We start from the raw sequence: 10,302 nt of genomic DNA on the forward strand, positions 1-10,302 counted from the left end.
AGTGGAGCCGTTTATGAAAGTGGCGCGATTAATAATTGTATACCAAAAACATATACGTTTAACATTGTTCATTGTATAAACATAGATAAAGAAAACAACTATGACTGAATCTACCGACAGATTAGATAGTACTAAATTGAATAGCGTTGAATCGGCTAGTACTAATATTGCTGACAATAAAGTACCTATAGCTGTGAGTAGTACTCATCAATCGATTGACTCTAAAACCATGAATCATACGCCTAAAGCTATGTACGTGACTTCAGGCAACTCAATAACACCTAAAGGTAAGTTGGACAAAATGCCAAAAATGGTTGCCAATGGCAGTCGCGCTTTTATCTGGTATTTGTTGGCGATAATGGTATTAATACTTGATCAATGGACTAAGTGGTTGGCCCAAACCACATTAGCGTTCAATGACCCCGTACCGGTCATTGAACCATTTCTCAACTGGACACTCGCTTATAACTATGGGGCAGCATTTAGCTTTTTAGCCGACGCTGGCGGTTGGCAGAAATGGTTTTTCTCAGGCTTAGCTTTTGTAATGGCTATCTTTTTAACGGTTTATTTAATCAAAGCGCCACGTGCAGCCAAGCTATTATCTATGGGGTTGGCCTTAATGCTTGGTGGTGCGATTGGCAACTTAATCGATCGTTTAAGAATTGGTAAAGTGGTTGACTTTATCCATGTGCATTATGCTGATGTATGGAATTATCCTATTTTCAATGTTGCAGATATAGGTGTCTGTGTCGGTGTCGCATTGATTATAATTGACATGATATTTTTAGAAAGTAAGCGTAATAAATAAGCACATTGATGCCGATTATCACAAACAAAATGAACTAGCGTCGTAGTCACTCTATACGGAAACATACTTTTTATACTTGAGTATGTTTATAAAATGTGAACTGGAAGATAATGTATGACTGGTATAGGTACTCACTCATTTTAGGTCTTAAAACTCAATACTTAAAAGCTCTGCGTAGAGCCATTATTATAGAGACATTGAATAATCCATAAATTCTTTATTGATCATAACAAAAGGAAAATACAGTGTCACAGGCTCAGCCAACTATTGAAAAAATTCACAGCCTTAGAAAAAAACAAGAGACAGCGTTAAAAAGTCTTACCCTTATAGGCTATCTAGAAGGCACCTCTTTCTTATTATTGCTCTTCATCGCCATGCCACTAAAATATATGATGGACATTCCAGAAGGTGTGAAATACATCGGTATGGCACACGGTATGTTGTTTATTACCTATATCATAATACTTATAGGCTCAGCTATCAAAATAAAAATGCCTCTTTGGGCAATACCTGCGGGCGTACTCGGCTCACTCTTACCTTTTGGCCCATTTATATTCGATCATTTACTAAAAAAGAACTTGCAGGAAAATGTAAGTAAAGAAGCCTAGAACAAGCTCTGCTACAAATGCCACAAACGTATCTTATTACTCAAGATTATTTTTCCTAACTAAATCACAAGCCGCCATCACTCATCATGGCGACAAATGAATAACATTGAGCAGAAATTAATCACAATAAAACTTTAATTCAGACCAAGTATGAATAGCCTCACACTCCAGTTACTTTTCGAACTTATCTTACATACTATCGACAAACCCGTCTTGTTTAAAAGCTAAACAGGTTTTGTCATTCGCGATGGCTTTCCTGTTATCGTAGGGTATACCCCAAGGGAACCATCTAAAAGGCATCAAAAACCGATTAATAGACGACTTAAAATAGACTGCTGTAATGGAACTACTTATAACAGACTATTGTACGTGTTTATGTTTATCAGAGCGTGTCTACGAGCGTCTACCAAAGAATAAGATGCCAAGCGTACCAAAAACGAGCTTATACAGTTTGCTACTGATCATGATCACAAAATTGCCGCCTTCTATGTCGAAAACGAATCAGGCGCAACTTTAATACGTCCACAGTTAATGTAAGTGATCGATGATGCCTATGAAGGCGATATAATTTTGGTAGAGCAGATTGACCGCTTAGCACGTTTAAACCAAGCTGATTGGGATACTCTCAAAAGAATGCTATTAGAAAAGAATCTGGGGTAGTATCAAAAGAGCTACCGACCTCATATATGACGCCTCAATCTGAGAGCAGCACTGAATTTATGAGCAGCGTATTACAGTCCATTAATTCGATGATGCTTGATATGCTCGCTGTTATTGCTAGAAAGGACTATAAAGATCGACATAACCGTCAGGTGCAAGGTATTGCTCATGCTAAGACAGAAGGTAAATATTTAGGGCGTAGGAAAGATACCGAAAAGCGTAAGATTATTGCTAGCCTCCTAAAATCTGGGCATAGCTATTCTGAAATACAAGCTACAGCTAAGTGTTCGCGTCAGCTGATAGCTGTTATAGCTAAACAAATACTCAAATACTCAAATACTCAAATACTCAAATACTCAAATACTCAAATACTCAAATACTCAAATACTCAAATACTCAAATACTCAAATACTCAAATACTCAAATTTTAGGAGCTGTAATAATTCTTGTCAAACAAAAGTAATCTGTTATCAAAGTTCCTTTAACATATTCTATTTTTAGTAGTTTATTAGCTTGAATAGGGTCAAGAAAAATATTGATTACTTTTCAGGCTACGGTATTTTCGCCGAATCGTTTTACAAACGAATCATCATTGGAACGATAATATTGAGACTAGCTTGAGCTTGATTATCAAGGCAGACTTTCCTGCGTATAGCAGGGTTCGTCTAACTATTCAAACCATCTGCTTCATCTTTAAAGGTCTCTACAACGATAGAGAAAATATCGTCCCAAACCTCATCATTTGCCAAAAACGGATAATCCTTCAGTAGCTTATTACTTTTAGCACCCTTATTTTGTAGCATGCTGCGAATGATTCTATCGGCATAGCTGTTGGGCATCTCAACAATCTCTTTTATCGCCAGTCGTGCATGGTCATGCTTTCTTAGGTACTGTGACTCGTTATGCATCTCTTTTTCAATAACATGAGCAATCAGTCCTGATAAGTACTGAACGTGAGGCGTTAGATCCATGAAGCGCCATGCAGGTTGAATCAGGTGAGTATTTCCAAAATTTAAGTTTGAGCGAATACCATCAGGGTAGGTAACTGCCTGTTTATCAAAGCTGTAATGATCACGGATTTGCTTCATGAGCGGCACAGAGACACGGTCTAAAATCTTATCATAGGCATGCCGGTCTGAGGGATGCTCGGCAATGGCTTGTGATATAGGTAGGATAATCGGCTCATGAATGACCTGGTCTCGCCTGAGGACGTCATTAATTAAAAAGCGATGTACACGGCCATTGCCATCCGCCAGCGGATGAATATATACAAAGGCAAAGGAGGCAACCGCACTACGCATCAGTGCTGATTGTCCCTCAGTCTTTTCCATAAATACCTGTAATCCTTCTAACTTATCAGCAATGTCATCAGCTGGTGGAGCAATATAATGCACAATTTCTTTAAAGCCATTGACCTGAGTATGCGACACAAAAACTGGTGATTGACGGACACCATACTGCTGGATAACCGTTTTGCTACCGAGTATCTCTTGTTGCAACTCTGCTAGTGATTCAGGATCAAGCGGAATGTCACCGGTGCCGGTACGCCGTGCCATCACATCGGCAAAACGTTCAATGCGTTTTAACTCTTTTCCCTCACCTTCTATAGTAAAGCTGGCTTTACTCTCTCGTAGGGTCATCCATACGGAGGCGCGCATCAGTAAGTCTTGCCCAAATTCATCGTTAAGTTTGTCAACCATTGTGGCAATATCGAGTGCAGCTGCTTGCGTAAAGGCCTCTGTTTTTACCAGCATCGGACAGAAATGACGGGTTCCTGCTAGATTGTCATTGATACGCCAGCGAGCGTTCTTGATGACCTGCGAAGGACTTGAAGTAACCAACTTCTTGGTATCCAAAGCATCCACATAGTTACCGCCTATATTACTCGGTACCTCTAAATGCTTATCCATGAGCCACTCATACAAGAAAGCCATTCTACGGGCATAGCTGCCTGTCGGCTCAGCGTTTACCCATGCTTGCACGTCATTTGCCCCTATCTGCTCAAATAGACGAACCAGTAACTCTAAATTCAGTACTTCATGACGCATGTGAAACTGTAAGTGCGCAATGATAGTGTCCAGTGGACGTGCGGTTTCCTGATAAGCGTTATGAATGACGTCACCGTCTTTATAGGTTTGTCTGCGCCCACCGATACTACTGCTGACATATAAAGGCGAAACCAGCTCTATGCTGGCATAACGGACAAGCCATGCTGCGCCAATAGGATCTGAGATAGGGGTATTCATCATGAGTGGCTCAAGCGATTATAGATAAGCCATTTTGCGCAAAAACAATTATGAATGCAATATAATGATTATTATAAAGCCTTATTGCATTAAAACGATTTTCTTATGACGTTGCGATGCCTTTAAATCAAGACCAAAGGTCACGTTGAGTCGATATTTAAAATACCTCAGCTATTGACCTGCTTTAAGACACGATAAACGGTAGCTACGCCAACACCAACCGCCTTAGCGATCTCTTCTTTTGTCATATTGTTTTGACTAGCCAATGCTTTAATACGATTGTGTTTTGCGGTATTGGCTTTCTTACCAGTGGGTTTATAGCCACTGTTGGCCAATCCTTGTTTAATGCGCTCTCTACGCTTGTCATTATCAAGCTTTGCCATGGTCGCTAATAAATCGATCAGCATATCGTTAATCACTTTTAGGATCTCACCTGTCATACCGTCACTCATCGTATGTGTGGTTGGTAGATCAGCCACCACCAATCGTAAGCCCTTATCTTTAATACGCTGCTTTAGAATCGAAAAATCATCTTGAGATAGTCTGCTTAATCTATCCACGCTTTCAACCAATAAAATATCGCCTTGCTCGGCGTCCTTTAGCAACTTAGCTAAGATTGGTCTATCGAGCTTTGTACCACTGAAGTGCTCAACGTAATCAACATAGCTATCACCATAGCGGCTACTGAAGGCAACCAAATCTATTAATGCTCTAGTAGCGTCTTGATCCTTAGTGCTGGCTCTCACATAAATACGAACGGTCATAATACCTCTTTGTATCAGTTAGACTTAATAATTGATGTTCATTGATAATAGCAAGATATTACTATCATTTAATATCAAATAAAAGTCAAATGATAGATAGGTTATCGTTTAGAAGTTTTATGTTTTGGGTATACCCAAATCATAAAATCAGTAAATGATAATCCGTCTATCAATAGACTTCGCTTGGTTATCAAATGATAGGAAAATCACCATATTATCAATGAACAATCAATAATAAGTCTAAGTGATAATTGACTGATAATTTCATTACCTAGTCATTCCATAGTCAAACTAATCACTAATGATATGAGCTAAAACAATACCAATTTGCCGTCTGAGTGGCTCAAATTTCAATTCTAAGGGTAAAGCGGTACTAAGTTACCTAGTGAACCATCAAAGACGCTCACAGCGCAAATTCAGCAATCAGGTATTAACTGATGATCGACTGAGCTTGGTTGCCGACTTCACCAGTGACAGATAATTCAAATCTGAGTCAATCTATCCAGTCATGGATCAAGCAATTTTTGATGATGTTCTGAGCCTGATTTAGTCATCAAATCAAAATAGAGTTATCAACAATCAAACAAAGAGTTCTTGTGCTTTTAAGTATTTAGCTTTTAAAAGAGCTTTTAGAGTCCCTGACAGCCATTGAAAACAAAGGGCTGTAGCGTTCATACCCTTACGTTTATCGCACCATACCCTTACGTTTATCGCACCAATTTCAGCCAATACCCTTACGTTTATCGCACCAATACTTACATCGACAAACAAAGTAAGTTAATTGTGCTATGATTACTAAAACCACTTCGATAATAAGTCGTCACCATGTCTGAATTAGTCGTCAAAGATAACGCATTGATACAAGCAAGCTATACCCTCGATTTAGCAGAACAACGACTAATCCTATTGGCAATCGTTGAGGCTCGCAATTCAGGTCAAGGCATCACGCACGACAGCCTATTGAAAATCCACGCAAGCAGCTATGCTGAACAGTTCGGAGTGAATGACAAGACTGCTTACACAGTCGTCAAGGACGCAAGCAAAGGACTGTTTGACCGCTATGTCACCTACCACGATAAGAACCCAAAGAACGGCAAAGACCGATCATTTCATTGTAGATGGGTAGATAAGATAGGCGTTGAGCCTGATAGCGGTATTGTTTATATGCGGTTCACGTCTGATGTTGTCCCACTGATAACAAGACTCGAAAGCCACTTCACTAGCTATGAAATCGAGAAAGTAGCGAACCTGAGCAGTAGTTACGCTATTCGACTCTATGAGCTGATAATCCAATGGCGTGATAATGGCGTGACGCAAAGATACAAGATTGATGACCTACGGCAAAAGCTAGGCGTTGAGCCTGAAAAATACAAAGAAATGTATAACTTCAAAATAAGAGTTATTGACCTCGCTATCAAGCAGATCAACGAACATACGGACATAACCGTCAAGTATGAGCAGCACAAAACAGGTCGCACTATTACCGCCATGTCATTCACGTTCAAGTCAAAAGCAGCACCAAAGCAGATTGTTATTGATGACGGTTATATCAAGATGACGGACAAGCAGATAGACGTGTTCAGCAAAAAGCTAGCATCATTGCCTGAACTTGGCAGCAATGCGCCAATGGGTGCAAGCACGTATGAATACGCACAGTTGATTGCCAATGACCTAGCAGACCCAAACAAGCAGCAAAAGTATAGCAAGCACCTGAGCAAGGTCGGTTACCAACCATCAAAGAGCAAAGACAAGTAAAAACGTGCTCACAGATTGACGCTGACAGCCTCGTAAATCGTTTTTGATAGTGAGGTACTACAGACGGCTAAAACGTCACCACAGGGCATACAGTAATAAGAACAGGTAAAAGGACTATTTATCTATGCTACGCAGTGACAAAAAGTTAGTTGTACCCCCTTATTTTTTCTCACTCGCAGCACTGTTTACGTGGGCTTGATGAACAGATTTTACTCGGTTAGAAACTATTATCCTTAAAACCACCACCATGTGATCCACTCAAAGAGCATGGAAACCTCAAAGCAACTAATTAAGTCAGGTAGGACGCTTATGCAAGATTGTGATGTGACTCTCGACAAAGTGATTGAGCTCGGAGGTAAGTTATTGCCGATCAATACGCAAGGTGAGGGTAAAGGTTGCCACACTGAGATGTTGAGGCGCATTGATGCTCAACTCATGGCTATGTTGACACACCATAACAAGGTGCTAGTAGTGAGGGTAGATATTCACTTGCAGCAAGATTATAGACCCACTGACAATGCGGTGATGAGTCATTACATACGCAAGATGAGAAAGTGGGCTCAAAAGAAATACAAGGTTAGTCGCTTAGGGTTCGCTTGGTGTCGTGAGTTATGCAAGTCCAAAAAGATACATTATCACGTGTTTGTTATGATTGACGGTGACAAAACACAAGACCATAGAACCATAACTGCAAAGAGTGTTCGACTAGCAAAGAGCTATCAACACTTGGGTTATCACTCTGTACCTGAACATCTTGATGACTGTTTTCACATGGTAGAACGAGGGGATAAGGTTGCCTACAATACCGCCTTCAGGCATATGTCCTACCTAGCAAAAGAGCGCACCAAAGACAAAAAACACTTAGCAAAAAGAGGTAAAAACTATTCAACAAGCAGGATAAGCAACTCACCAAAAAGAGATGTAAGCGAGATATTCGAGACAACCGACAAAGCAATAACAACTTACTTCGATAAGCCACAACGAAAACCACCAAAGACCGAAAAAGGATTTACTTCAGGTGATGAATACCTCGCACGGATAGCAGCAAGCGGCTTTAATATGCTTAATGATTTAGATATGAGGGAATTACATGGCAGCACTAGCGACCACTTCGAGCCTGAGCAATTACCCTCGATTGAGCATAGCAGCCTATCGTGACCAGTTGAGACAATCAGTCAAGGCAAGCAGCATTGAGCTAAATTACTCATATCGTGGCAAGTCTTACAGATACTCCGTGCAGCTGACAAGAACACCATGCAACTATGGCAATTACCGCCATTGGTGGTTATGTCCTTCGTGCAGCAAGCGAGTATCAGTGTTGTATTGTGCAGGTGCTTACGTCTGCAGACATTGCCTGAACGCTCCTTACGGTTCACAGCTACAGCAACCAATAGACCGCCTATTCAGTCGTGCAAATGCAATCAGGCAGCGTCTAGGTTGGGTAGCAGGGATAGCACATGGTTACGGTGAACGACCCAAAGGAATGCACCATAGCACGTACTACAAGCTATTGAATGAGTATGACTTGCTAGTGAGGCAGATATGCGGTGCATCAATGGAAATGTTAGACAAAATAAAAGGCAGCATAAGCTATGAGTGACAGAACACGCGACACGATCACATTGGACAGCGTACTTGATGAAATCGAGCAGGTACGGCAAATGGCATTGAATGATGATGACTACAAGACCGCCTTGTCATGCACCATGAGCAAATCAAAATTGCTAGGCGGTGGGTTCGCACTAGAACGCAGACAAGACAAAAGAGATGACCCAATGGGGTTAAAAATGCTTGATTGATGAGTTATCGGAGTCCACAAAAAGAAGTAGTTTCTTAACAAGTGAGGGGGGCATTGCGAGCAATCAGGCACTCATATCACTGGACACCACCACCATTCACACGCACAGAAAAAAACCGTCTCAAAACAATTTGCGGATAAGTAACAAGGCAGGTTGAGCATAGTTAATGGAACAGTACGCGCGCGTGAGTAGTTTCGCGACAAGTCACCCCTATGTTTTGAGCAGTAGCAACAGCCAATCGATGTTAAAAATGATGTTAAAAGAACATCGGAAAAACCCACAGACCCCGAAAACACTTGGGACACAGCCGACAGTTCGATGCCTCTACAGCGCACCGATCACGATTTATTGAGCATAACCCCCACTGGGGACTATGTGTTTCACTGTCCAAAACTGGACGTTAAGAAGTTCACACCCTAGTCACCAATGGTGATTGGATAATCCAAGTCACAGATTGTGATCGGGTATCGTAGAATTTAGGACACCCCCAAAAGTGGGGACATTAAACGAGACCACCGTTTCGATGACCTCGAGAAATTAACACTCACTCACCATGATGGTGAACGTCAAAACAGACCACGATCAGGCAAAACAAAAAGCGATTGTTGGTATTATTGTTGGTATTGAGAATAAATAAATTCAAGAAACACCGTAAACACTGGACGTACAGACGACAGTTTGTGTTCTAGTATAGGAACTAAACAGACAAATCACTGCTAGTCACCTTGTAAGATTGCGGTATATTTTGCGGTATATTTCAAAAGCCAATTACTGATAGTCACTGATAACAAAGGTTGTGGCTGCTAGTTTAGTTCCTTGTGTAGGAACTAAACTATAAAATAAGGGGGGGGTTATCCAAAGTTTTATATTTATAATTATAAATATACAAAATATTGTTTATTTGCTATAACTGTGGGAACTTATTGCGGCACTGCTTGGAGATGAAATGTATCATGCATAATAAATTACAAGGAAGTAATTTAACACGAGCCATGCTAGAGCACGATTATAAAAATATATGGTGTGCTGTTGATGATAATAGTGATAAACAAGCAACAAGTAATCTAAATGGCAACGACTTTACAGCTTACATCGTAAAATATCAGAACGGATATTTCTATTGTGACGGCGGTATGCAATGGTTATATGCTGTGCCAATTAAAATAGTACCGTTAACAGACATAGAAGTAATTTTTAGTAAAATAGCCTACTAACTATAGCGGGTTTTTATTGCTTAAAAAATGATTTTCGGACATCGTAAGAAAAGACTTTCTGCACAGGTAAAGGCGGTTATTTATCTCACTGCCCAAAACTTCACACTTCAAATTCAGCAATCAATCAATATTCATTCAATCGCCTATCATTAGCCTATAGCCTAATGATAGGCTGACTAAAGTGGTTTTACCACCTTAGTCTATTCTAGGTAGGCTATTAGCTCTATTATCGCTTTGAATATCTGATTTCACTGGAGCATAATCTATTTCTATTCATTTACTAATGCACTATAACCAAGATAGTTTATTCCTACTAAAGTTAATAATATCAACTGAGTAATAAAGAAGAGTATAACTACGCTAATGAAGAAATATACAGCAATCGGAATGTATTCAAAGTTAGATAGAAGGAAAAAATCTTTGATCACCTCTATAGAAAATAAGAACC

Annotated in this window: 8 protein-coding genes and 1 pseudogene; 7 read left to right on the plus strand and 2 right to left on the minus strand. The window is 40.2% G+C overall.

Annotated features, from left to right (window positions below; all coding sequences use genetic code 11):
- The first annotated feature begins 100 nt into the window (after positions 1 to 100).
- The 3 genes and pseudogenes from lspA to JMX96_RS13720 all read left to right on the plus strand — a co-directional run.
- Positions 101 to 808 (plus strand): signal peptidase II, encoded by a 708-nt coding sequence (gene lspA, locus JMX96_RS13395; protein ID WP_114701927.1) that lies wholly within the window; start codon positions 101 to 103, stop codon positions 806 to 808.
- A gap of 275 nt (positions 809 to 1,083) precedes the next feature.
- The gene (locus JMX96_RS13400) at positions 1,084 to 1,416 is read left to right on the plus strand and encodes a DUF3817 domain-containing protein (RefSeq protein WP_201569651.1); all 333 of its coding nucleotides are present in this window, start codon (positions 1,084 to 1,086) and stop codon (positions 1,414 to 1,416) included.
- 444 nt (positions 1,417 to 1,860) lie between these two features.
- A pseudogene (locus JMX96_RS13720) lies at positions 1,861 to 2,393 on the plus strand (recombinase family protein); the annotation flags it as partial.
- A 348-nt stretch (positions 2,394 to 2,741) separates the two neighbouring features.
- Here JMX96_RS13720 and JMX96_RS13410 read toward each other — a convergent pair.
- Together JMX96_RS13410 and JMX96_RS13415 are read right to left on the minus strand one after the other, a co-directional pair.
- On the minus strand, positions 2,742 to 4,325 hold the full coding sequence (locus tag JMX96_RS13410) for a Fic family protein (RefSeq protein WP_114701979.1): 1,584 nt from the start codon (positions 4,323 to 4,325) through the stop codon (positions 2,742 to 2,744).
- Between the two features lie 164 nt (positions 4,326 to 4,489).
- Positions 4,490 to 5,086 carry a recombinase family protein gene (locus JMX96_RS13415; protein ID WP_114701980.1) on the minus strand — a complete coding sequence of 199 codons (597 nt, stop codon included), beginning with the start codon at positions 5,084 to 5,086 and terminating at the stop codon, positions 4,490 to 4,492.
- Between the two features lie 825 nt (positions 5,087 to 5,911).
- Between JMX96_RS13415 and repM the strand changes: the two genes are divergently transcribed.
- From repM to JMX96_RS13435, 4 genes are all read left to right on the plus strand, one after another.
- Complete coding sequence (gene repM, locus JMX96_RS13420; protein WP_201569645.1) at positions 5,912 to 6,841, plus strand: replication initiation protein RepM; 930 nt, start codon at positions 5,912 to 5,914, stop codon at positions 6,839 to 6,841.
- Positions 6,842 to 7,150: 309 nt separating this feature from the next.
- Positions 7,151 to 7,999, plus strand: coding sequence for an inovirus-type Gp2 protein (locus JMX96_RS13425; protein WP_201569647.1), 849 nt, complete (start codon positions 7,151 to 7,153; stop codon positions 7,997 to 7,999).
- Positions 8,000 to 8,433: 434 nt separating this feature from the next.
- On the plus strand, positions 8,434 to 8,640 hold the full coding sequence (locus JMX96_RS13430) for a hypothetical protein (protein WP_201568952.1): 207 nt from the start codon (positions 8,434 to 8,436) through the stop codon (positions 8,638 to 8,640).
- A gap of 953 nt (positions 8,641 to 9,593) precedes the next feature.
- Positions 9,594 to 9,854, plus strand: coding sequence for a hypothetical protein (locus JMX96_RS13435; RefSeq protein ID WP_201569649.1), 261 nt, complete (start codon positions 9,594 to 9,596; stop codon positions 9,852 to 9,854).
- The last annotated feature ends 448 nt before the right edge of the window (positions 9,855 to 10,302 follow it).

The sequence above is a fragment of the Psychrobacter sp. JCM 18900 genome, from assembly GCF_904846625.1.
Taxonomy (GTDB): Bacteria; Pseudomonadota; Gammaproteobacteria; order Pseudomonadales; family Moraxellaceae; genus Psychrobacter.

Bases quoted from the DNA above. Each gene is read 5' to 3' on its own strand.
- repM (WP_201569645.1), top strand. From the start codon at position 5,912: ATGTCTGAATTAGTCGTCAAAGATAACGCATTGATACAAGCAAGCTAT.
- JMX96_RS13415 (WP_114701980.1), bottom strand. From the start codon at position 5,086: ATGACCGTTCGTATTTATGTGAGAGCCAGCACTAAGGATCAAGACGCT.
- lspA (WP_114701927.1), top strand. From the start codon at position 101: ATGACTGAATCTACCGACAGATTAGATAGTACTAAATTGAATAGCGTT.
- JMX96_RS13435 (WP_201569649.1), top strand. From the start codon at position 9,594: ATGCATAATAAATTACAAGGAAGTAATTTAACACGAGCCATGCTAGAG.
- JMX96_RS13425 (WP_201569647.1), top strand. From the start codon at position 7,151: ATGCAAGATTGTGATGTGACTCTCGACAAAGTGATTGAGCTCGGAGGT.
- JMX96_RS13410 (WP_114701979.1), bottom strand. From the start codon at position 4,325: ATGATGAATACCCCTATCTCAGATCCTATTGGCGCAGCATGGCTTGTC.
- JMX96_RS13430 (WP_201568952.1), top strand. From the start codon at position 8,434: ATGAGTGACAGAACACGCGACACGATCACATTGGACAGCGTACTTGAT.